The following is a 21,690-nucleotide window of genomic DNA, read 5'->3' on the forward strand; positions in this document are numbered from 1 at the left end:
CCGGACCGTCCGGTCCGGGCCCGGCCCGCCGTGCTGCCCGGCGGTCAGCTGAAGCGGTGCAGGTTCTCGCGGAGGAAGGCCTCCAGGGTGCGCGGGGCGCGTCCGGTGAGGCGGTGGAAGGTGTCGTCCGGCGTCTCCTCGCGGACCACCGCGAGCCGCTGGATCTCCACCACATGGGTGGCCAGCCAGGCCGGCATCCCGGCCCGGCCGACCAGGTGGGCGTGCAGCTCGGACGGGCTCAGGTCGAGGTAGCGGACCGGCCGGCCGAGCAGCTCGCCCAGCAGCGCGGTGAGCTCGGGGTGGCTGTAGGCCCGTCCGCCGGTGAGCGGGTAGCTGCCACCGGCCAGTTCGGGGCGGGTGAGCACCTCGGCCGCGGCGTCCCCGATGTCCCGGACGTCCACGTAGTTGCACCGCGCCTGCCCCAGCGCGCCGTGCACCACCCCGGCGGCGATACCGGGGGCCAGGAGCAGCAGCTTCTGCATGAACGCGTACGGCCGCAGGACGGTGGCGGTGACCCCGGAGGACCGCAGCCGCTCCTCGATCAGGTGGTGGCCGCGGGAGACGGCCACGGGGGAGTCCGGCTCTGCGGCGGGCGCGGAGACCTTGACGATGTGCCGCACGCCGCAGTCGACCGCCGCCTCGATCGCGTTCAGCTCGTACCGGACCTGTTGCGGGCCGTTGGCCATGGTGAGGAGGAGTTGGTGCGCGCCGCGGAACGCCGTGCGCAGGGAGGCCGGGTCGGCGGCGTGGGCCGGGGCGGTGGTGGTCCGGGCGAGCGTGCGTCCGTCCAGTGCGGCGGCCAGTCGGGCCGGGTCACGGCTGAGGGCGCGGGTCGGCACGCCGAGGGCGGCGAGGGTGCGCAGGGTGGCGCCGCCGGTGGCGCCACCGGCGCCCATGATGACGATCATGACGTCTGCCTTTCGGGTCGGGAGGCGGCGGGGAGTCGGTGCTGCGCCGTACGGGCGGAGCGGCTGCCGCGCCAGCGCCAGGTGGTGATGGTGGCGGCGATCGCCGAGGAGACCGCCAGGTCGAGCGGGAGCCGGCGCGGCCACGGGCTGTCGGCGAGGGCCGGGAGCTGCGGCAGCCAGCGGGCGGCGGCGAGGCCGACGGCCAGGGCGAGTGCCGCCGCGAACAGGCCGAGGGCGGCGGCCGCGAGTGCGCGCGGGGTCCGGGCGGGCCGGGTGCGGACGGGTCGGCGGCGCAGCACGGCGCCCAGTGCGGCGGCCACCAGGGCGGAGGTGCCGCCGATGGTGGTGAGTGCGGCGGTCACCAGCTGCGGCTGGCCGCTGAGGGCTCCGCCGGTCCCGGCGGTGGCGGCGGGCATGACGTAGGCGACCAGGACCTCGCGCCACAGGACGAAGGGCGGGGGAGCGCCGGGGGCCTTCTTGCTCATCGGTCGGACTTCCTCTCGTAGGTGGTAAGGCGCCTAAGCATTTATGCTTAGGTACCTAACTATTAGGGCTGAAGGGAGGCGGGTCGCCGTCCGGCGGCCCGCCCCGGGTGTGGATCAGTCCTCGGTGAGCGCGTCCATGCCCGCGACCACCCGGGCCAGCAGCTCCAGGAAGGTGGCGCGCTCCTCGACGGAGAGGCCGCCGACCAGCGCCTGCATCCGGGCGAAGTGCTCGGGTGCCAGCTCCCGGAGCCTGTCGGCGCCCCGGGCGGTGAGGATCACCACGTTGCCGCGGCCGTCCTCGGTGGACGGCCGGCGGGCCACCAGGCCCTCCCGTTCCAGGCCGTCGACCAGGCCGGTCACCGTCGCCCGGGAGACGCCGAGGCTCGCCGCGAGCTGGGAGGGCGACTTCTCGCCGCCGTGGTCCTCCAGGTCCGCCAGCAGCCGGTAGCGGCCGGTGGAGAGGCCGAAGCGGCCGAAGTGCACCTCGCCGGCCTGGCCGATCCGGGCGCCCGCCGCCATCAGCCGGGTCGCGACCAGGATCGCCTGCGGATCGGCCGTGAGGCCGTAGCGGGCGATCTGGCGGCGGGCCTGGTCGAGGCTGGGGGCGGCGGGGCCGCTCTCGGGCTGCTGGGTCACGAGAAGTAATATGGTGCCTAACCTGATTCCCGGTCAAGTGGGGCCGCGGCCGCACACCCTCAGGCCGGGGTGGTGTGCGGGGCGATCCGGGGCGGCGTCCAGTCGGCGTGCCGCAGCACGGACCGGACCATCGCGCCGGGCGGGGTGAGCCGGATCGCGGCGTTGCGCAGGCCGACCGCGAGCGGGTGGGCGAGCTGCTGGCCCATCCGGCCGGCCCGGCGGGCGTCGCGGGCCACGGTCTGGCTGCGCGGGCGGCGGGCCGCGTCGTAGTGGGCGAGCCCGCCCTCGACCGTCCGGGCGTCGGCGAGCGCCGCGGCCAGGGTCACCGCGTCCTCCAGGGCCTGGCAGGCGCCCTGGCCGAGGTGCGGCGTCATGGCGTGCGCCGCGTCGCCGAGCAGGGCGATCCGGCCCGAGACGTAGGACGGCAGCGGGGTGGCCAGCGCGTTGACGTCGTGGTGCAGCACCGCCTCCGGCCGGGTCGCGGCCAGCAGCGAGGGGATCGGCTCGTGCCAGCGCCCGAAGCGGCGGCGGATCTCGGTCAGCGGGTCCCGGTAGCGGACGCCGGCCGGGGCGTTCAGGACCGCGTGCCACTCGGCGGTGCCGTCCGGGAAGGCGATGTGGCCGAACTCCGCGCCGTGGCCCCAGGTCAGCTCGAAGTCGGCCTTCAGTCCGTCGATGGGGCGCTCGGTGATCGCCCGCAGCACCGTCGAGCCGCTGTACACCGGCCCGGGGTGGTCGGGGAAGAGGCGGCGCCGCAGACGGCTGTTGATGCCGTCGGCCGCCACCAGGAGGTCGGCCTCCAGGGTGGTGCCGCCGGCGCCGACCCGGACCCGGAACGGGTGGGTGGTGTCCACCTCGGCCACCTCGGTGCCGATGACGAGGGACTCGGCGGGCAGCGCCTCGCGCAGGATGCGGTGCAGGGCCGCGCGGGGGATGCCGACGATCGGGGCGCCCAGCTCGCGTTCCAGGGCCGCGCCGTCCATCGCGGCGAGCCGGCGGCCGTCCGGTGTCCGGGTGCCGCCGGTGTACTGGCGGCGGGCGGCCGCCTCGACGGCCTCGCCGACCCCCAGGGCGGCGAGCGCGCGCATCCCGTTGGCGGCCAGCGAGATGCCGGCACCCGCATCGTCCAGGACGGCCGCCCGCTCGACCACGGTCACGTCCCACCCCGCCAGCCGGAGCCCGATCGCGGCGGCCAGTCCGCCGATACCGCCCCCGACCACCACCGCGCTGTTGCCGCTCATGCCCGGTCCTTCCCGTGTCGCCGTGCTGCTTTCTACAGCTGTAGAAGGAGCGTACTACGGGGCTGCCGGCGGGCGGACGGGGGTAGGCGCGGGGCGCCCGAGCGGTGCGGCGGCGGCCGGCCGCGGCCTGGGACGGCCTGGGACGGCGGCCGGTTGGTCGATGGCGGCGGCGCTCGGCGGCCGGTCCGGCCCGAGGGGATGCGCGACGGGCGGCCCGGCCCCGGTAGAAAGGGGGGATGCGGCGACACGAGGACCAGAAGCGGGACGATGCGGGACGGCGGGACCGGCGGACGGTGTTGGCGGACGCCGCGATCGGGGTGCTGGCGGACCTCGGCGTGCGCGGACTGACCCACCGGGCGGTCGACGCGGCGGCCGGGCTGCCGGTCGGGACCACCTCGGCCTACCTGCGGACCAGGCAGGCGCTGCTCACCGCGCTGGTGCGGCGGCTGGTGGAGCTGGACCAGAGTGAGCTGCACGCCATGGGGGAGCGGGTGCCGGTCCGTTCGGCGGCGGAACTGGCCGAGGGGATCGGCGAGTTGATGCGGCGGCGGCTGTCCGGCGACGGGCGGCGGCGCTCGCTCGCCCGGTACGCCTGCGCGGTGGAGAGCGTACGCGACCCCGAGCTGCGCGAGATCCTCGTCCCACGGGAGAACGCCGGGCGCGCCGCCGTCCGCAGGTTCCTCGCCGACCAGGGCGTGGCCGACCCCGACGGGCGGACCACCACGTTGCTGGCCTGCATCGACGGCCTGGTCTTCGAGCACCTGGTGGGCGGCGGCGAGCCCGGGGCCGACGCGGTCCAGGGGCTGGTGGCGGCCGCCCTGCGGGAGGCGGTCGCGGGCTGATGCGGGCCTGGCCGGACAGGCTCGTGGGGCCCGTCCGGCCGGACCCGAATGGTCCGATCAGGCCTCGCGCCGCCGTGCGTGCTCCAGTTCGGCGGCGTAGCCGGCCAGCAGGATGCGCAGCGTGCGCTGGAAGCACTGCTCGGAGTCGAGGCCCTCGCCGGTGGCGAAGGCCCGCGCCAGGTGGGGGTAGGCCTCCCGGTCCAGCGCGGCGAACTGTTCCGGTTGGGGCTCGGTGCCCTCGTGGTGGGGCGTCTCGCCGACCTCGCCCAGGGTGTGGCCGATGGTCCACCGGACGACGGAGTTGAGCACGTCGAGCGCGTCGCCGAGCGGGACGCCGTCCTCGCGGAGCACCGCGATGCCGCGTTCCAGCAGGGCGAGGGAGGCCGGCGTGGCGGCCGGGCGGGTGGCCAGCACGGTGAGCATGGCGGGGTGGTCGAGCAGCAGCCGGCGCAGCTCGACGGCGAACTCCCCGACCACATCCGTCCACGGGCCGTCGGGTTCGGTGAACAGGCTCCCGGCCGACAGCTCCAGCAGGCGCTCCACCATGCCGTCCAGCAGGGCGGCCTTGCTGGGGACGTAGTAGTAGAGCGTCATGCCCTCGACGCCGAGCGCCGCACCGAGCTTGCGGTTGGAGAGCGCGGCGAGCCCGTGCTCGTCCACGTAGGCGAGCGCGGCGTCGATGACCTTCTCGCGGGTCAGTCCCGTCCGCGGGCGGGTGCGCCGGTTCGGCATCAGTTCCTCCTCCGTCCCGGTGTGCTCCACCGGGGCTGTGCGGCTCGGGCCTTGACAAGTCTTGCAGTGCAAGAAAACAATACCCGTCGTCAACTTCTTGCACTGCAAGAAAAACTCTGGGGAGGATGTCGTGCAGCTCGTCGCCGTGATGGTGCGCAAGCTCAACGAGGGTGTGGAGTACGGGGAGTTCCGCAAGGCGTGGATCCCGGACGAGGTCTTCCCGGACGACCCGCGCACCCGGGTGATCAGCGCCACCGCGCTGGAGGACTCGCGGGAGATCGTCACCATCGCGCTGATCGAGGGCGACCACGGCCCGGAGTCCATCGAGGCCTGGACGGAGCGGGTGGCCCCGGTCGAGGCGCGCCGCTTCGAGCGGATCAAGGACCTGGTCGGCCCGCCGACCCTGAACGCCGTCTACCAGGTCGTCGCCGAGGACGACCTGTCGCGGCCGATCGCGCGATAGCGGACGCCCTCGGGGTGCGGACGCGCGGGGATTTCCGCACCCCCTGCCGACCCGGACGGCCGCCGGCCGATCCGCGATTCGGGATGACACGGCATCAGGTCAATCAACCGTCAAGTTGGTTCATTCACAGAATATTTCCTGACGGGTTCCGTGTCGGGAGGATGATTTACGATCCTCCCAGGTCTTCCCACGGAGATCTCCGACTGACAGGCTGGGGCCGCCCTTTTCAGTACGGAGGAGGTTCCTTGTCCCGCATATCCACGCTGGCCGGAGCGGTCACCTGCGCTCTCGCACTTGTCACCGGCACCGCCGTCGCCGCGTCGGCGGCGCCCGTCGACCAGGCCCCGGGCCTGCTCGAGGCGAAGGTCGACCCCGTCGCCTGGACGCCGTGCAACCCGGACCCGACCAAGCCGGACCCCGGTATCTACGACTGCGCCGTGTACCCCGTGCCGCTGGACTACGACAACCCGTCGGGTGAGAAGATCGGCATCGCCATGATGCGGCGGCGGGCGAGCGACCCGTCGAAGCGGATCGGCTCGCTGTTCCTCAACCCCGGCGGCCCGGGCGGCAGCGGTTACCTGTGGGCGACGACCAGCCGCTTCGGCGCGGAGGTGCAGTCCAAGTTCGACCTGGTCGGCTTCGACCCGCGCGGCGTGGCCCGGAGCAACCCGCTCAAGTGCTTCAAGACCCAGGAGGACGCCGACGCGGTCACCAACCGCATGGTCGGCGTGCCGGTCACCAAGGCCGAGATCAACGAGACGCTGGACGCCGACCAGGACTACACCGACGCGTGCAGCAAGAACGCCGGCCCGCTGATCGAGCACATGTCGACCATCAACGTGGTGCGCGACCTCGACCGGATGCGCCGCGCCGTCGGTGACTCCCAGCTTTCCTTCGCCGGGTTCTCCTACGGCACGCTGATCGGTTCGACGTACGCCAACATGTACCCGAACAAGGTCCGCGCGATCATCGTCGACGGCAACGTCGACCCGAACCTGCGCCTGCACAACGGCCTGGAGTACGACCGCCAGCGGGCGAACGGCTTCGAGCTGGCCCTGGACGAGTTCCTCAAGCGCTGCCAGGCCGCCGGAGCCCCGCGCTGCGCCTTCGGCGAGGGCGACACCCGGGCCAAGTTCGACCAGCTCCGCGACCACCTGCGGACCAGCCCGATCACGCTGCCGAACGGCTCCAAGGTGACCCTGAGCAGCTTCACCGGCGAGGTCGCCAGCGCCCTGTACTCGCAGGCCAAGCTGGCCCCGCTGGCCAAGTCGCTCCAGGCCACCTACCAGGTGTTCCAGAAGCCGGCCGCGACCGCGCTGCTCGCCCCGCAGGCGAACGTCTCGGACGAGGACGCCAACCTGCTCTCGGTGGACGTCCCGCGGGCGGCGCTGCGGGAGGCCCCGGTGGACTCCGAGTACACCGCGGACGACTCCTACCTGGCCGTCAACTGCCAGGACAAGCCGTACCCCTCCAACGACCGGGTGTTCGCGAACGCGGCCAAGGCGTGGGAGAAGGACATGCCGACCTTCGGCCGCTACCAGGCCTTCGACGCGCCCGCGTGTGCGAGCTGGCCGGCCCCGGCCCGGGACGCCGAGCGCTTCTCCGGCCCGTGGAACAAGAAGACCTCCAACACCGTGATGGTGATCGGGAACCTCTACGACCCGGCCACCCAGTACAAGTTCGCCGAGCGGATGCAGCAGCAGCTGGGCAACGCGGTGCTGGTCAGCGTCGACTCGATCGAGCACTGCGCCGTGGGCCGCAGCGCGGCGCTGAACCAGCTGGTCACCCGCTACCTGGTGGACGGCACCGCGCCGGCCCCCGGCCAGCTGCTGAAGCCGGACGCGGAGATCTTCCCGGCGGTCTGACGGAACGGCCCCCGATGACCCGGGGGAGGGCATGACGGTCGTGGTGGTCGGCTTCCGCCGGCCACCACGACCGTGTTTTCCGGGCGGGTCCCCGAAGATCGGAAAGGCCCGGAGAACGCGACGGTGGATCGTCGTCGAACCTCCGGTGGAGTGGAATCCGGCGAGTTGTCGGCGACCGTAGCCCATGCCGCTGACAATGGGGTCCCGGTGCGACGCCGGAGCTCACCGCGGGGTGATCCACCGAAAACGACGCGATGTCACACTGTTGATCAACCGATTCCGGGCCGCCGGTTTCTCCGGAACCCGGAAAGCCTGCCTGCCCGCTGCGCTAGGCGGCCTGTTCCGCCGCCTCGAGGATCCGTCCGTCCCGGACCTCGATCACCCGGTCGGCGAGCCCCATCAGCGTCGGGTCGTGGGTGGCGACCAGCACCGTGACGCCCTCGCTGCGCACCACCGCGCGCAGCAGCTCCATGATCGAGCGGCCGGTCTCGGAGTCCAGCTGGCCGGTCGGCTCGTCGGCGATGATCAGGCTGGGCTCGTTGGCCAGCGCGCGGGCGATGGCGACGCGCTGCTGCTGCCCGCCGGAGAGCTCGCCGGGGCGCTGGTTGGCGTGGTCGGCCAGGCCGACCAGGGCGAGCAGGGCGTGGGCGCGCTCCTCGCGCTCGGCGGCCGGGGCCTTGCGCAGCCGCATGGGAACGCCGACGTTCTCGGCCGCGGTGAGCATCGGGATCAGCCCGAAGGACTGGAAGACGAAGCCGATCCGTTCCCGCCGAAGGGCGAGCCGGCCGTCCTCGTCCAGTCCGGCGAGGTCGACGCCGTCCAGCGCGATGCTGCCGCCGGTCGGTGTGTCCAGGCCGCCGACCAGGTTGAGCAGGGTGGTCTTGCCCGAGCCGGACCGGCCCTTGAGCGCGGCGAGTTCGCCGCGACCGACGGTGAACGAGACGCCGCGAAGGGCGTGCACGGCCCGCTCGCCGGTGCCGAAGCTCCGGCGGAGGTCGGTCACGGCCACCATCGGCCGGGTGGTGGTGTCGACAGTGGCGGCCTGATGCTGCGTCATGCGGCGTCCCCCCTGAGGGCGTGGCGGCCCGGTTCCATCCGGGTCCCGTCCGTTCTACGGATATGACTGCTCCGGCGGTTCACGTTCCCGGGCGGGAATCCGAGAAGGCGGTTCCCGGGACAAAAGGGTGCGCTGAAGCCGGAGTTGTGAGGTGTTCATGGCATTCAAGCGGGGGCATCCCCGGCCCGGATGCTACCAAGGAAAGGAATTTGCTCACTGCTTACTTGATTCGCGCAAGTCCCTTCCGTTCCTGGATCGAATCTGACAGCATCGTCCGCTATCCGGCGACCGATTGCCGGTGTTCAATGCGCCGGTGTGCTCGCGATGTGTCCGTCTGTGGCCGAGTCGTCCTCGGATCGGACCGACGAGCGGGGCCCGGGATGCAGCCGGGGACCGTAAATCCGGGGGAGGAACTTGATGCTCGGCTTCGTCGTGCGCCGACTGCGCGGGCGAGTGCCGCTGGCTGCCGCCGTCCTGGCGGCGGTGCTGATCACCACGTCCGTGCTGACCGCCTTGGTGGCCTTCAACAGCGGTGTCGGCGAGGCCGGCCTGCGACAGGCGCTCCAAGGGTCCGGTCACGCCCGGACCACGGTGGCGGTGACCGGTGAGCACGGACTCGACCAGCGGACCAAGGACGAGGCGGCCGTCGCCGCCTACCGGCAGAAGCTCTTCGGCGACCTGCCCGTCCGCACCGACAGTCTGACGCGCAGCCGCTCCTACGGCCTGCCGGTCTCCGGCACCGCCGCGGACGGCACACCCGCCAACGGCGGCACCGCGAACGGCACACCCGCCAACGGCACCGCGACAGGCGGCGCCCCCGCGGGCCGGGCCGCCGGTGCCCCGCTCGACCTCACGGTCCTCGCCGACCTCGACCGCGGCCGGGTCCAACTGCTGGCCGGCGCCTGGCCGTCCGCCGCCACCGGGCCGGTGCAGTCCGCCGCCCCGGAGGCCGCCGTCCCGCAGAGCCTGCTGCGCCGGCTCGGCCTGACCGAGCAGGCCCTGCCCGCCGAGGTCCGGATCGTCGACCGGAACGACGGCAAGCCGCTGACCGTCCGGATCACCGGCGTCTACCGGGCCACCGACCCGACCGCCCCGTACTGGCGGATCGACCCGGTCGGCGGCCACGAGATCGAGGTCGGCGGCTTCACCACCTTCGGCCCGATGATGGTCGACCGGAGCGCCTTCACCACGGCCGGCCTGGTCCAGAGCGGCCTCAGCTGGTCGCTGGACGCCGACTTCTCCGGCACCGACCGGGCCACCGCGCAGGCCGTCGGCGACCGCGCCCGGAGCCTCGCCGAGGAACTGCGGCGCACCGCCTCGCTCGGCGCGTCGACCGAACTGCCGGACATCATGAACGAGTTGTCCGCCAGCATGGTCGTCGCCCGGTCCACCCTGCTGATCGGCGCCCTCCAGCTGGCGGTGCTCGCCGCCGCCGCCCTGCTGCTGGTCGTCCACCTGATCGCCGCGCGGCAGGAGTCCGAGAACGAGATGCTCGCCGCGCGCGGCGCCTCGGCCGTCCGGCTCGGCGCCTTCACCGCCCTGGAGTCGCTGCTGCTGGCCCTGCCCGCAGCGGTGTTCGCGCCGCTGCTGACCCCGGTCCTGGTCCGCGCGCTGGCCGGCCTCGGCAGCTCCCGGCAGATCGCCCTGGACACCGGCGTCAGCTGGTCGCTCTGGCCGGTGGCCCTGGTCTGCGCGCTCGCCTGCATCCTGCTGGCCACCGTGCCCAGCGTGGTGCGCGGCTTCGGCGCCGCCCTGCGCCGCCGGGCCGGCCGCCGCCAGGCCGTGGTCTCCGGCGTCGCCCGCAACGGCGGCGACCTCGCCGTGCTCGCCCTGGCCGTGCTCGCCTACCAGCAGCTCGACCAGTACGGCGGCGGGCTGTCCCCCGACTCCAGCGGCCGGCTCGACGTGGACCTGCTGCTGGTCGCCACCCCGACCCTCGCCCTGTGCGCCGGCACCCTGGTGGTGCTGCGGCTGCTCCCGCTCGTCGCCCGGCTCGGCGCCCGCGCGGCGGCCCGGGGCCGAGGCCTCGGCCCCGCCATGGTCGGCTGGCAGCTGGCCCGCCGGCCCGGCCGGGCCACCGGCCCGGTACTGCTGCTCGTGATGGCCGTGGCCACCGGTGTCCTGGCCCTCGGCCAGCACGCCACCTGGACCTCCTCCCAGCGCGACCAGGCCGCCTTCACCACGGCCGGGGGCCTGCGGATCTCCGGCTCGCACAACTCCGTGATGGGCCAGGGCGGCCGCTACGGCAGCCTGCCCGGCGGCGACCGGATGCTCCCGGTGGTGCGCGACGAGCAGCCGCTCCAGGGCGGCGCCGGCCAGCTGCTGGCCGTGGACACCGCCGCCTCCGCGGAGCGCGTCCCGGTCCGCTCCGACCTGATCGACGGCCGCTCCGGGGCGGAGGTCCTCGGCAACCTCGCCGCACCGGCCGTGGCCGGCATCCCGCTGCCGGGCCGGCCGCTGCGGATCGACGCCGACATCGCGGTGAGCCAGCCGGAGCCGGCCGCCGCCTGGAGCAGCCCGGTCCACCCCGAGGTCCGGCTGCTGCTGCGCGACCGTTTCGGCCTGGTCTACAAGGTCCCGTTCGGCGACCTCCCGCTGAACGGCCAGGTCCGCACCTCGGTCCGGCTCGGCCCGCTGGTCGACGCCCCGGTGGGCTCGGTCGCCGCTCCGCTGACCGTGGTCGGCGCCACCGTCGCCTTCAGCGACCGCGGCGCGGGCGAGGTCACCGTGCGGAACCTGGCCGTCTCGGAGTCCGCCGACGGACCGTCGACCGCCGTGCCGGTACCGGCCGGTGCCGCCTGGAGCCTTAAGCCCCCGGCGTCCCGCTCCACCGTGGACGGCTCGCCGGTGGCCGCGCTCGACTCCGAGAAGGCCGCCGCCGACAGCCTGTTCACGGTCCGCTACCGCTCGGGCAGGGGCATCGGCGACGCGGTGCGCGCCGTGCTGAGCCCGGCCGGGTCGATCGGGACGGCCGCTCCGGCCACCGTCAACGCCGTCGCCACCCGTGACTACCTGAAGGCCGTCGGAGCGTCGGTCGGCGACACCCTCCAGGTGCCGTTCAGCGGGGTCGTCGTCCCGGTCAAGGTGACCGCCGCGGCCGAGGCCGTGCCGGTGGCCGGCCGCCGGGCCCTGGTGATGGACCTCGGCACCGTCGCCCGGGTGCTGTCCCTCCAGGACCGCAACCTGCCCACCCGCACCGAGTGGTGGCTGCCCGCCGCCGGGCCGGGCGACCGTGCCCCGGCCGAGACCGCCGCCGCCCTGCGCGGCGCCCCGGGGAGCCAGGACCTCGCGCTCTACGAGGAGGTCGCCGACGGCCTCCTCGGCGACCCCGTCGGGGCCGCCCCGCAGAGCGCGCTGATGGCGATCGCCATCGTCACCGGGATCCTCGCCGCGATCGGCTTCGCCGCCGCCGTGGCCGGCTCCGCCCACGAACGCTCCCGGGACTCCGCGCTGCTGCTCGCCCTGGGCGCCCCGCGCAAGCAGGTCACCCGCACCGTCGCCGCCGAGAACGCGGTGCTGGTCGGCCTCGGCGGGATCGTCGGTCTGGCCCTGGGCGCCCTGCTGGTGCGGCTGATCGTGCCCTTCGTGGTGCTGACCCCCGCCGCCCGCCGCCCGCTGCCCGAGGCCCTGGTCGAGCTGCCGTTCGGTCAGGCGCTGCTGTTCGCGGCCGCGATCGCCGTCGTCCCGCTGCTGTCGGCCTTCCTGCTCGGACGCCGGCGCCGGGACGTGGCCTCCCGGCTGCGCCACGTGGAGGAGATGTGACCACCGAGTCCGGCACCACCGTGCCCACCCCCGAGCGGGCGCCCGCGTCCGGGCCCGTGCGTGCCCACCGGCCCGCGCCCTGGATCCGTACCAGGCTGCGCGCGATGCCGCTGGCCGCGCTGCTCACGGCGGCCCTCGTCCTCGTCACCGTGTTCCTGGCGTCGGCCTTCCCACGCGTCGCGGACCGGGGCGCGGACACCGCGCTCCAGGAGTTCACCCGCAGCCTGGGCGCCAACGTGACCAACATGGAGTACACCGCCGAGACGGCCCGGAGCGACACCGGGGCGGACCTGGAGGCGATCCAGCGGAAGCTGAACCAGCGGATCGGACGGGACCTCCCGCTGCTGCCGTCGGCCCAGACCTACGGCACCCGGGTCAAGACCGAGCGCAAGATGTTCAACCGGGGGTTCACCCGGATCTCCGACAACGCCGTCCCGGCGCTCAACCTGTACTACCTGCACGGCCTCGCCGACCGGGCGACCCTGACCGCGGGCACCTGGCCGGGCCCCGCCCCGGCCGACGGCCCGCTGCCGATCGTGCTGAGCCAGCAGGCCGCCGAGACCGTCAACATCAAGATCGGCGACGTCATCGAGAGCGGCACCGACGGACCCCTCACGCTGCGCAGCACCGTGGTCGGCCTCTACCGGGTCAACGATCCCCAGGACCCGTTCTGGGAGGGTCTCGGCTGTCCGGCCAGGGCCTGCCTGGGCCTCAAGGGCGACGCCGCGTGGTACTGGACCACCGGCTTCGTCGACGGCGGCAGCCTGTCCGCGCTGGCCGGCTGGGGCGGGAGCGGCCAGAACTTCTGGCGGCTGCCCGTGGACCCCGGTCCGCTGCGCGCCGACCAGCTCGACCGGACCCGCGCGACCCTCGGCTCGTACATGGCCGGACCGGGCATGACCGCCCTGGTCGACTCGACGCTCCGGGCCGACCTGCACGCCACCTCGCTGATGCCGGACGTCCTCGCCCGGGCCGCCGACCGCTACCAGGCCGCGGGGCCGCTGGGCGCCATCGGACCCGCCGGGGTCGCCGGCGTCGCGATCGTCGTGCTCTGTCTGGCCGCGGCGCTCAGCACGGACCGGCGCACCGCCGAGATCCGGTTGCTCCAGGCCCGCGGCGGCTCGCGCGGCGGAGTGCTGCTGCGACTGCTCGGCGAGGGCGCGGTGACGGTGCTGCCCGCCGCGGTCCTCGGCACGGCCCTCGCGCTGGTGCTGCTGCCCGCCCCGCGCTGGGGCAACTCGGTGCTGCTCGCCCTCGCCGTGACCCTGTTCGCGATCCTGGCCTTCCCGGCCCGGGCCGCGCTGCTCTGGGCGCGTCCGCGGGCGGCCGGCGGCTGGCGCCGGGTGATCGGCGAACTCGCCGTGCTGGGCGTCACCGCGGCCGCCGTCGCCGAGGTCCGCCGACGCGGCGTCGGCCACCCGGGCAGTGAGGTGGACCCGCTGCTGGTCGCCGCCCCGCTGCTGCTCGCCGTCTCCGGCGGCCTGCTGCTGGCCCGGATCGAGCCGGTCGTGGTCGGCTGGCTGGCGGCACTCGCCGGCCGCGGCCGTGGACTGGTCGGCTTCCTCGGCCTGGTCCGGGCCGCCCGCGACAACTCGGGCCGGCGCCGGCCCTCCGCGCTGCCGCTGCTCGCCCTGCTGATCGCCGTCACGGCCACCGGCTTCGGGGCCACCGTGCTCGACACGGTGGACCACTCCCGGACGCGTGCCGCGCGCATCGCCACCGGCGGTGACGTGTCCGTCAGCGTCCCGACCTACGCCGGCCTGCCGGAGGCCTTCACCAAGGCGGCCGGCGAACTGCCCGGCGTCCGGGCCGCGACCGGCGCCTGGGTCGAGGAGCGGGCCACCTTCATCGGCGGCGACCGGGCCAGCACCGACGCCATCCTGGTGACGGTCGATCCGCACGCCTACGCGGAGATCTCCCGCACCGCCGGGGTCGGCGAGTACGACCCGGCCGCGCTGGCCGCCGCGCCGGCCGGCCAGGACGCCCCGGTGCCCGCGCTGTTCAGCCGGGACCTGGCCGACCGGCTGGCCACGGGTGCGCCGCAGGTGCGCACGCCCACCGGGAGCCAGATGGCCGTCACCGCCGCCGGGATCGTCACCGCCACGCCCGCCCTGGCGGACCCCGGCAAGCCGTTCGTCGTGGTGCCGGCCGGCCCCGCCACGGAACGCCTGCCGGAACTCAGGCGGGCGACCAAGGTGAACAAGTGGTTCGCGGTCGGCGACGTCGACCCCGACCGGGTCCGCGCCCTGCTCATCGAGCGCGGCATCGCCACCGGCGTGAACCTGGGGAAGCACGCCAAACTGGTCGACGAGGAGGCCAGGGCGGCGGGGAAGACCTCCGGTGGACTGCCCCCCGGCTACGCGGTGCACAGCAGCCGCGAGAAGATCGCCGAGCTGGCCGCCGACCCGGTGCAGCACGCCGCCGGACGGATGTTCTGGTACGCGGGCTTCGCCGCCGCCGGGTTCGCCCTGCTGGCCGTGCTGCTGACGCTGTTGCGGGCGGCGCCGGACCGTACGGCGGTGCTCGCCCGGCTGCGCACCATGGGCCTGCGGCCCCGGCAGGGCCTGGCGCTGATCATCGCCGAGTCGCTGCCGCAGACCCTGGCGGCGGCCGTCGGCGGCGGCCTGGTCGCCCTGGCCGCGGTCGCGCTGCTCGGGGGTGCCTTCGACCTCTCGGCGCTGGTCGGCGCCACGGTCGGCGAGACCCTGACCCCGGCGGTGCTGCCGGTGCTGCTGCCCACCGCCGGTCTGACCCTGGTGGTCTGCCTCGGCGTGGTGCTGGAGACGCTGGTCGCCGGACGGCGCCAGATCGCCACCGAACTGCGAGCGGGGGAGCGGCAATGAGGCCGGGAACGGCGGCGGCCGGTGACGCGGCGGGAAGGCCGCGACCGGCGGCCGGGAGTGGTGCAGGGGCCCTGCCGGGCCCCGGATCCCCCAGGACAGTGGAGAGCGGTGCGATGAAGCGGACAGTCGAGACAGGAGACGAGCGGTGATGAGCACTCCCCAGGAGCGGACGGTCGCCGAGGCCCCCAGCCTCCAGGAGCTCCAGCAGCGGGCCCTGGCCGCCGCCTCGCCCAAGGCGTACGGCGAGGGAGCGGCCATCGTCTGCGACCGGCTGGTCCGGATCTTCAGCGCGGAGGGGGTCGAGGTCCAGGCGCTCCAGGGCCTGGAACTGACCATCCGGCAGGGCGACCTGGTCGCCCTGGTCGGCGCCTCGGGCAGCGGCAAGTCCACCCTGCTCACCATCCTGGCCGGGCTGGACGTGCCGACCGCCGGCACCGCCACCGTGGCGGGCTGCGACCTGCTGGAGATGTCGGTCAAGGAGCGGCTGCGCTACCGGCGCGAGGTGGTCGGCTTCATCTGGCAGCAGACCGCCCGCAACCTGCTGCCCTTCCTCACCGCGGCCGAGAACATCGCGCTGCCGATGCAGCTGCGCGGCCGCTCGGGCGCCGGCGGGGCCAAGCGGCAGGCCGCCCGGGTGGCCGAGCTGATGGAGGCGCTGGACATCGGGGAGCTGGCCCACCGCAAGCCCCACGAGCTCTCCGGCGGCCAGCAGCAGCGGGTGGCGATCGCGGTCGGGATGGCCAACAACCCGCCGGTGCTGCTCGCCGACGAGCCCACCGGCGAGCTGGACTCGGAGACCGCCGGGATCATCTTCGAGTCCTTCCGGACCGTCAACCGCGAACTGGGCGCCACCGTCGTGATCGTCACCCACGACCCGATGGTCGCGGGCGAGGTCCGCCGCACGGTCGCGATCCGGGACGGGCGCACCGCCAGCGAGGTGCTGCGCCGCACGGTGACGGACGAGCACGGCGAGGAGTCGGTGAACGAGCGCGAGTACGTGATGCTGGACCGCGGCGGCCGGGTGCAGCTGCCGGTCAAGTTCCTGGAGTCGCTGGGCATGGAGCACCGGGTGGCGGTGGACCTCGCGGCCGACCACATCGAGGTCCGGCCGGACGACATCGCGGGCCACTGACCCGGGGCGCTCCGGGTAGTTCGGGACGGGGAGGCGGCGGCCGCCGCCTCCCCGGAGGGTCAGCCGTCGCCGCCCGTCCGCTGGAAGAGGCCGCTGCCCTCGGCGTCCGTACGGAGGTCGGGCGGCGCCTCCTCGGCGGCGCGCTCGCCGCGGGAGGTGGCGGTGCAGAGGGCGAAGACGATCAGGGCACTGGCCGCCACGGCGAGGATGCCCAGTGCGGTCAGGACGCGTAGCCAGGTCAAGGTAGTGCCTCCTGGGGGACGGTGCGGCCCGCACCGACGTGCGCGACGCCGCCGGGGAGGTATCGGCAGGTCGGGCCGCACGGTCGAGTGCCCACGGACGGTTCTTCCCGCGGGGTGAGGCACAAGAGGTCGCCCGCGTGGGCGCTCGAAGCAATCGCAGGGCGCGTCACACCTTGTCGCACGCCCCTGCGGCAGCCGCCGCCCGTCCGGCCCTGTCCTCCACCTGGGCTCTCAGGGTGCCGACGTCCGGCTTCCCGAGGCCGTTCAACGGGATCGCGGGCAGCACCAGGAGCGATTCAGGGGCGCACGTACCCACGCCGCGCGCCCGCCGCCCGGCCACCGTCGGACAGCCGCAGCCCAGCAGGTTCGCGGCCACGGGCAGGGGTGAGCGGCGGGCCGGGGGTTGTTGTTAGGGTTCCCGGTCGGACGTGAACGGGGGTTCGGGCTGGTGGGCGACATGGTGGATGCGGTCGTGGCGCCGTGCGGCGTGGTCGATCTGCGGGGCGAGGCCGGGGCGGGGTTCGTCACCGTCTACCCGGCCGACGCCGTCGTGGTGGTGTCCGGGCTGCCGGGGGCCGGGAAGAGCACGCTGCTGCGGCGCTGGTCCGGGGCGGCCGTCCGGGCCGTGGACGCGCGAACGGTGCACGAGGCCTGCGAGGCGGTGATGCCCGCCGCCCTGCCGTACGCGGTGTACCGGCCGTGGGCCCGGCTGGAGCACTTCCGGTTGCTGCGCTCCTCGGTGCGCGGCGGCGGGCCGCTGCTGGTCCACGACTGCGGCAGCCGGGCCTGGATGCGGCGCTGGCTCGCCCGGGAGGCGGGCCGTCGGGGCCGGGAACTGCACCTGGTGCTGCTGGACGTCGGCGCCGATACCGCCCTGGACGGCCAGCGGGCGCGCGGCCGGTACGCCTCCACCGGGGTCTTCGCCCGCCACCGCCGCGGCCTGGAGCGGCTGTTGGCCGCCTTCACCCGGCACGTGCGCGCCGGCGGGCCGGTGCCGACGCCGGAGGCCTCGTCCGTCCTGCTGTTGGACGCCGTCTCCCGCTCCCGCGCCGAGTCGGTGCGCTTCGGGGGCGCGGGCTGAACGTCCGCGCGAGGCCCGGCGGATGCCTCCGGGCGGCGGGAAGGTGGTCGGGCAGGGAGGAGCCCGGGTGGGAACCGGCCCCCCGGGACGATGATCGTCACAACGCCCCCACGGCCGGCCCCGGCACTGCCAGACTGGGACCGGAGAGTCCGTCACGGAGAGAGGTCACACCCCGCATGTCCAGCATCGCCGCCGTCGAGAATCCGTGGTTCCGCAGGTTCAACCCGTCCGACTCCGCGCCCGCCCGGATCGTGATCTTCCCGCACGCCGGCGGCTCGGCCAGCTACTACCTGGAGTACGCCAACGCGCTGGCGCCGCATGCCGACGTGCTCGCCGTCCAGTATCCGGGCCGGCAGAACCGTATCGCCGAGCCGACCATCGGCTCGGTGACCGGGCTCGCCGAGCAGCTCGCCCGGGAGCTGCGGGAGTGGGCGGACCGTCCGCTCACCTTCTTCGGCCACAGCATGGGCGCGGCCGTCGCCTTCGAGACGGTCCGGTGCTTCGAGCGCGACGGCGTGAAGGGGCCCGACCGGCTGTTCGTCTCGGCCGGCCGCGCGCCCTCGCTGCCCCGGACGACCACCGTCCACCTGCTGCCGGACGACGAACTGCTCGCCGAGATCTTCGCGCTCGGCGGCACGGACGACCGGGTGCTCGCCCTGCCCGCGCTGCGCGAGATGATCCTGCCGAGCCTGCGGGCCGACTACACGGCCGTCGAGACCTACCGCAGCGCCCCGGACGCCACCGTGTCGCTGCCGATCACCGCCCTGGCGGGGCAGTCCGACGCGCACGCCACCGTCGACGAGGTCGGCCAGTGGGAGCGGCACACCACCGGCGCCTTCGACCTGCGGGTCTTCCCGGGCGGGCACTTCTACCTGGCCGAGCGGACGACGGACGTGGTGGAGGTGCTCACCGCGCACCTGCGCGGCTGAGCCGACAGGGGCCGGTCGGGCGGGCGCCGGGCCGGGCCCGGCCGCCGGGGGCGCGAACCGGACACCGCACCGCCCTTCGCACCCGCCTCCGGGGCGATCCGCCCCGTGGCGGTGACCGGAGCGTGCCCGCTCGGCTACTGTGCCTGCTTGACGGATCGTCAACAGACCACCGGGAGGCAGCCGTGCGCCGGATCGCCGTTGTCGGAGCGGGCCAGGCCGGCCTCCAACTCGCGCTCGGACTGGTGGCGGACGGGTACCGGGTGACACTGGTCGCCGAGCGCACCCCGGAGCAGCTGCGCGGCGGCCGGGTGCTGTCCACCCAGGCGATGTTCGGCCCCGCGCTGCGGATCGAGGCGGCGGCCGGGCTGGACCTCTGGGCGCGGTCGGCGCCGGCCGTCTCCTCGGTGGAGGCGGTGCTGGCGGCGCCCCCGGGCGTGCGGGCGCTGGAGTACACCATGACGCTGGACGAGCCCGCCCAGTCGGTGGACCAGCGGCTCAAGCTGGCCGGCTGGCTGGAGCTGCTGGCCGAGCGCGGCGGCGAGGTCGAGTACCGCACGCTGGACCGCGACGGGCTGCACGAGCTGGCCCGCCGGCACGAGCTGACCGTCGTCGCGGCCGGGCGCGGAGCACTGTCCGGGATCTTCGAGCGCGACGCCGCCCGCTCGCCCTTCGACCGGCCGCAGCGGGCCCTGTCCTGCCTGTACGCGCACGGCGTCGGCTCGCCGGACCCGGCCGCCGGGCCGAGGGCCCGGATGAACGCCCTGCCCGGCCTCGGCGAGCTGTACCTGCAACCGGCGCTCACCCTCTCCGGCCCCTGCGACATCCTGCTCTGGGAGGCGCTGCCCGGCAGCCCGCTGGACGCCTTCGGCGACTGCCCGCCGCCGGACGTCCAACTGGCCCGGATCCGCGAGCTGCTGGGCGAGTACCTGCCCTGGGAGGCGGAGCTCTGGACGGAGGCCGAGCCGACCGACGCCGGGGCCGGGCTGTTCGGCGCGGTCACCCCGGTGGTCCGGCGGCCGGTGGCGGAACTCGGCTCGGGCGTGGACGCCGTCCACGTGCTGGGCCTCGCCGACGCCGTGGTGGTCACCGACCCGATCACCGGGCAGGGCGCCAACAACGCCGCCCGGGCAGCCGAGGCCTACCGCCGGGCCGTCGTCGAACACGGCGACGCCCCGTTCACGGCCGACTGGATGTGTCGCACCGCCGAGCGGTTCTGGCAGCAACAGGCCCGTCACAGCGTGGAGTTCACGGCCGCGATGCTGACCGTTCCGGAACACGTCCAAGCCGTGTTCGTGGCCGCCGCCGAACACCCGGAGGTCGGCCGCCGGCTCGCCAACACCTACGCCGAGCCGAGCGACCACGCCGCCTGGCTGGCCACCCCCGAGCTCACCGCCGCCTACCTGGCCTCCGTCTCGAAGTAGCCGGCCCGTCCCGGAGCATCCGACCGCACTTGCCCCCGGACGGTCCGCGGGACGACGCTGGAGGGGAGGGACGGCAACGGGTGCGGGAGGCGTCGGTCGTGGACGGACACGAGCCCGCGGGCCGGTCCGCCAGCGGCCACCGGAGCGTGCCGCACACGGCCGACCTGCGGGTCGAGGCCTGGGCGCCGACAGCCGAGGGCTGCATCGGCGAGCTGGTGCGCGCCGTCGTCGGCAGCTTCGCCGATCTCGCCGACGCGCGGATCGTCGGCGAGCGCGGCTGCACCGTCCTCGCGGTGAGCGACCCGGACCTGCTCGCGGGCGTTCTGGAGGAGGTCGTCTACCGGATGGACGCCGACGGCGAACTGCCGGTGGCGGTGGCGGTCGGCCCGATCGAGGGCCTGGACGGCGCCCGCCGGGTGGCGGTCCGCTTCCGGATGGCCGACGCCGCCACGGCCGCGCTGGTCGGCGCGGTGCCGAAGGCCGTCTCCCTGCACGGCCTGGACCTGAGCGCCGGGCCGGACGGCTGGACCTGCCAGGTCACCATGGACGTCTGAGCCCGGCCCGAGCGCGGCGGACCGGACCCGCGGGAACGGGGTGAGCGAAGGTGGAGATCGCACTGGTCGAGGCGGGCCGGTACCGCTGGCGGATCGAGCGGCGCCCGCCGATGCGGGTGCCCGGCGTGGTGTTCGCGACCGGTGCGCTGCTGCCGCAGGCCGCCGGGGACAAGGCGCTGGAGCAGGTCGCGAACGTGGCCACGCTGCCCGGGATCGTCCGCGCCTCCTACGCGATGCCCGACGTCCACTGGGGCTACGGCTTCCCGATCGGCGGGGTCGCCGCCACCGACGTCGAGCGGGGCGGGGTGGTCTCGCCCGGCGGGGTCGGCTTCGACATCTCGTGCGGGGTCCGGCTGCTCGCGGCCGGCATCGGCCGGGACGAGCTCGACCCGGAACGGATCGGCCGGCTGATGGACCTGCTGGACCGCACCGTCCCGCGCGGCCTGGGCCGCGGCGGGCTGTGGCAGCTGTCCGGACCGGAGGAGCTGGACGACCTGCTGCTCGGCGGCGCCCGCTACGCCGTCGAGCACGGCCACGGCGTGCCGCGCGACCTGGAGCGCTGCGAGGACCGCGGTGTGCTGGCCGGGGCGGCCCCGGGCGAGGTGAGCACCCGGGCCGTCGAGCGCGGACTGCAGCAGGTCGGCAGCCTCGGCTCGGCCAACCACTTCCTGGAGGTGCAGGCCGTCGACCGGGTGTACGACGCGCGGACCGCCGCCGCCTTCGGACTGCGGCCCGGCCAGGTCTGCGTCATGATCCACTGCGGCTCGCGCGGCCTCGGCCACCAGATCTGCACCGACCACGTCCGCGCCATGGACCGCGAGCTGCACCGCTACCGGATCGAACTGCCGGACCGCCAGCTCGCCTGCACCCCGGTCGACTCCCCGCGCGGCCGCGCCTACCTGGGCGCCATGACCGCCGCCGCCAACTACGGCCGGGCCAACCGGCAACTGCTCTCCGAGGCGGCCCGCCGGGCCTTCGCCACCGCGCTCGGCGTCGGACTGGAACTGGTCTACGACGTCTCGCACAACCTCGCCAAGCTGGAGACCCACGAGGTGGACGGCGAGCCCCGGACGCTGTGCGTACACCGCAAGGGCGCCACCCGGGCGCTGCCGCCCGGCGACCCCGACCTGCCCGCCGACCTGGCGGAGGCCGGGCAGCCGGTCCTGGTCCCGGGCACCATGGGCACCGCCTCGTACGTCATGGTCGGCCTGCCCGGCAACGAGGCCTTCCGCTCCGCCTGCCACGGCGCCGGGCGGGTGCTGAGCCGCCACCAGGCGCTGCGCACCGTGCGCGGCGAGCGGCTGAAGAGCGAGCTGGAGGCGCGGGGGGTCGCGGTGCGGCCGGCCTCCTGGCGGGCACTGGCCGAGGAGACGCCGGAGGCGTACAAGGACGTCGACGCGGTGGCCGCCGTCACCGAGGCCGCCGGTCTCGCCCGGCAGGTCGCCCGGCTGGTGCCGTTGGGCGTGTGCAAGGGGTGAGTCCGCCGCACCGGTCCGG

At 74.9% G+C, this 21,690-nt stretch carries 18 protein-coding genes; 11 read left to right on the plus strand and 7 right to left on the minus strand.

Translation table 11 applies throughout. The features are described 5' to 3' along the window. Positions 1–44 precede the first annotated feature (44 nt). From ACZ7RU_RS10565 to ACZ7RU_RS10580, 4 genes are all read right to left on the minus strand, one after another. Positions 45–908: an NmrA family NAD(P)-binding protein gene (locus ACZ7RU_RS10565; RefSeq protein WP_470340496.1), complete on the minus strand. Its 864-nt coding sequence runs from the start codon at positions 906–908 to the stop codon at positions 45–47. After that, entirely contained in the window at positions 905–1,393 is a 489-nt protein-coding gene (locus ACZ7RU_RS10570; protein WP_470340497.1) for a hypothetical protein, read from the minus strand. The genes ACZ7RU_RS10565 and ACZ7RU_RS10570 overlap by 4 nt, the downstream gene beginning before the upstream one ends. 114 nt (positions 1,394–1,507) lie before the next feature. After that, entirely contained in the window at positions 1,508–2,029 is a 522-nt protein-coding gene (locus ACZ7RU_RS10575) for a MarR family winged helix-turn-helix transcriptional regulator (RefSeq protein ID WP_470340498.1), read from the minus strand. Positions 2,030–2,088: 59 nt separating this feature from the next. Beyond that, positions 2,089–3,270, minus strand: coding sequence for an FAD-dependent monooxygenase (locus ACZ7RU_RS10580; protein WP_470340499.1), 1,182 nt, complete (start codon positions 3,268–3,270; stop codon positions 2,089–2,091). 236 nt (positions 3,271–3,506) lie between these two features. Here ACZ7RU_RS10580 and ACZ7RU_RS10585 point away from each other — a divergent pair, with 236 nt between their 5' ends. Further along, a complete protein-coding gene (locus tag ACZ7RU_RS10585) occupies positions 3,507–4,112 on the plus strand; it encodes a TetR/AcrR family transcriptional regulator (RefSeq protein WP_470340500.1) in 606 nt (201 codons plus the stop codon). A 57-nt stretch (positions 4,113–4,169) separates the two neighbouring features. Here the strand turns inward: ACZ7RU_RS10585 and ACZ7RU_RS10590 are convergent, their stop codons facing one another. Then, positions 4,170–4,844: a TetR/AcrR family transcriptional regulator C-terminal domain-containing protein gene (locus ACZ7RU_RS10590; RefSeq protein WP_470340501.1), complete on the minus strand. Its 675-nt coding sequence runs from the start codon at positions 4,842–4,844 to the stop codon at positions 4,170–4,172. Positions 4,845–4,974: 130 nt separating this feature from the next. On the opposite strand from ACZ7RU_RS10590, the gene ACZ7RU_RS10595 reads away from it, so the two are divergent. Then, positions 4,975–5,307 carry a hypothetical protein gene (locus tag ACZ7RU_RS10595; RefSeq protein ID WP_470340502.1) on the plus strand — a complete coding sequence of 111 codons (333 nt, stop codon included), beginning with the start codon at positions 4,975–4,977 and terminating at the stop codon, positions 5,305–5,307. Between the two features lie 245 nt (positions 5,308–5,552). Further along, the gene (locus tag ACZ7RU_RS10600) at positions 5,553–7,172 is read left to right on the plus strand and encodes an alpha/beta hydrolase (RefSeq protein ID WP_470340503.1); all 1,620 of its coding nucleotides are present in this window, start codon (positions 5,553–5,555) and stop codon (positions 7,170–7,172) included. Positions 7,173–7,500: 328 nt separating this feature from the next. Here the strand turns inward: ACZ7RU_RS10600 and ACZ7RU_RS10605 are convergent, their stop codons facing one another. After that, positions 7,501–8,229 (minus strand): ABC transporter ATP-binding protein, encoded by a 729-nt coding sequence (locus tag ACZ7RU_RS10605; RefSeq protein ID WP_470340504.1) that lies wholly within the window; start codon positions 8,227–8,229, stop codon positions 7,501–7,503. Between the two features lie 417 nt (positions 8,230–8,646). Between ACZ7RU_RS10605 and ACZ7RU_RS10610 the strand changes: the two genes are divergently transcribed. The 3 genes from ACZ7RU_RS10610 (at position 8,647) to ACZ7RU_RS10620 (ending at position 15,966) form a co-directional block, all read left to right on the plus strand. Next, the gene (locus ACZ7RU_RS10610; RefSeq protein ID WP_470340505.1) at positions 8,647–11,991 is read left to right on the plus strand and encodes an ABC transporter permease; all 3,345 of its coding nucleotides are present in this window, start codon (positions 8,647–8,649) and stop codon (positions 11,989–11,991) included. Further along, on the plus strand, positions 11,988–14,834 hold the full coding sequence (locus ACZ7RU_RS10615; protein WP_470340506.1) for a hypothetical protein: 2,847 nt from the start codon (positions 11,988–11,990) through the stop codon (positions 14,832–14,834). The genes ACZ7RU_RS10610 and ACZ7RU_RS10615 overlap by 4 nt, the downstream gene beginning before the upstream one ends. Positions 14,835–14,982: 148 nt before the next feature. Continuing rightward, a complete protein-coding gene (locus tag ACZ7RU_RS10620; RefSeq protein ID WP_470340507.1) occupies positions 14,983–15,966 on the plus strand; it encodes an ABC transporter ATP-binding protein in 984 nt (327 codons plus the stop codon). Positions 15,967–16,025: 59 nt separating this feature from the next. Here ACZ7RU_RS10620 and ACZ7RU_RS10625 read toward each other — a convergent pair whose 3' ends face one another. After that, positions 16,026–16,208, minus strand: coding sequence for a hypothetical protein (locus tag ACZ7RU_RS10625; RefSeq protein ID WP_470340508.1), 183 nt, complete (start codon positions 16,206–16,208; stop codon positions 16,026–16,028). A gap of 457 nt (positions 16,209–16,665) precedes the next feature. On the opposite strand from ACZ7RU_RS10625, the gene ACZ7RU_RS10630 reads away from it, so the two are divergent. The 5 genes from ACZ7RU_RS10630 (at position 16,666) to ACZ7RU_RS10650 (ending at position 21,671) form a co-directional block, all read left to right on the plus strand. Continuing rightward, a complete protein-coding gene (locus ACZ7RU_RS10630) occupies positions 16,666–17,289 on the plus strand; it encodes an AAA family ATPase (RefSeq protein ID WP_470340509.1) in 624 nt (207 codons plus the stop codon). 176 nt (positions 17,290–17,465) lie between these two features. Further along, positions 17,466–18,218: a thioesterase II family protein gene (locus ACZ7RU_RS10635; protein WP_470340510.1), complete on the plus strand. Its 753-nt coding sequence runs from the start codon at positions 17,466–17,468 to the stop codon at positions 18,216–18,218. A gap of 182 nt (positions 18,219–18,400) precedes the next feature. Continuing rightward, positions 18,401–19,639: a styrene monooxygenase/indole monooxygenase family protein gene (locus ACZ7RU_RS10640; protein WP_470340511.1), complete on the plus strand. Its 1,239-nt coding sequence runs from the start codon at positions 18,401–18,403 to the stop codon at positions 19,637–19,639. A 98-nt stretch (positions 19,640–19,737) separates the two neighbouring features. Continuing rightward, the gene (locus ACZ7RU_RS10645) at positions 19,738–20,193 is read left to right on the plus strand and encodes an archease (protein WP_470340512.1); all 456 of its coding nucleotides are present in this window, start codon (positions 19,738–19,740) and stop codon (positions 20,191–20,193) included. 50 nt (positions 20,194–20,243) lie between these two features. Continuing rightward, the gene (locus ACZ7RU_RS10650) at positions 20,244–21,671 is read left to right on the plus strand and encodes an RtcB family protein (RefSeq protein ID WP_470340513.1); all 1,428 of its coding nucleotides are present in this window, start codon (positions 20,244–20,246) and stop codon (positions 21,669–21,671) included. Positions 21,672–21,690 lie beyond the last annotated feature (19 nt).

Source organism: Kitasatospora sp. NPDC114501 (assembly GCF_055633695.1).